The sequence below is a fragment of the Roseovarius atlanticus genome, assembly GCF_001441615.1.
GTDB lineage: Bacteria > Pseudomonadota > Alphaproteobacteria > Rhodobacterales > Rhodobacteraceae > Roseovarius > Roseovarius atlanticus.
Window position 1 is genome coordinate 1 of sequence record NZ_LAXJ01000058.1, and the last position, 738, is coordinate 738.

The window sequence follows — 738 nt, forward strand, 5'->3', positions numbered from 1 at the left end:
TCGCTCTCGATCAGCATCTGGCCCTCATCGTTTTCGAGCAAAGTGACGTCGATTGTGCGATCCACCTTGGCGGGGTCACCCGGCATGCCGACCATCATTTCTGTCTGTTCGGTAGGCTGGTTTTCATCATGTCCACCGCCGTGCGTGCCTGTAGCATAGGCCTGTGTGGAAAGCGCGATCGCGAGGCTTGTTGTCAGAAGAAGGTTTTTCATTTCATTTTCCTGTAGGTTGGTTTGGTTAGAGATGACGAAGGGCTGCTCAGCCCTTCGAGGCTGGTTTCTGTGTGAGAATGGTCCTGGGGCTGTTGTTGGAGGCGAATTCAGGCAACTCGCCGGTCCATTCGTAGGCCATCTCGCCCGGGGGGTTCTCGTACCAGCCGGGATCGGAGTAATCGTCCGCGTCGATGCCGTCCCGCACCTTTACGACCGAAAACATGCCGCCCATCTCGATGGGGCCGTAAGGACCCCAACCCGTCATCATCGGGATGGTATTGTCGGGCAGCGGCATTTCCATTTTCGCCATATCGCCCATCCCGTTCGTGCCCATAGGCATGTATTCCGGCTGGAACTGACGGATCTTCTGCGTCAGCGGCTTCTTGTTGACCCCGATGAACGTCGGCACGTCATGGCCCATGGCGTTCATCGTGTGGTGTGACTTGTGACAGTGGATCGCCCAGTCACCCAGATGGTCCGCGACGAACTCATAGGCGCGCATCGCGCCCACGGGGATGTCGATGCT

General features: G+C 57.7%; 1 protein-coding gene and 1 pseudogene. Both read right to left on the reverse strand.

What is annotated here, in order from left to right; translation table 11 throughout:
• Positions 1 to 212 (reverse strand): annotated as a pseudogene (locus XM53_RS23865) (copper-binding protein); the annotation flags it as partial.
• 46 nt (positions 213 to 258) lie between these two features.
• Positions 259 to 738 (reverse strand): multicopper oxidase domain-containing protein (locus tag XM53_RS22285; protein WP_148639806.1); only part of this gene is annotated, 480 nt, incomplete at its 5' end.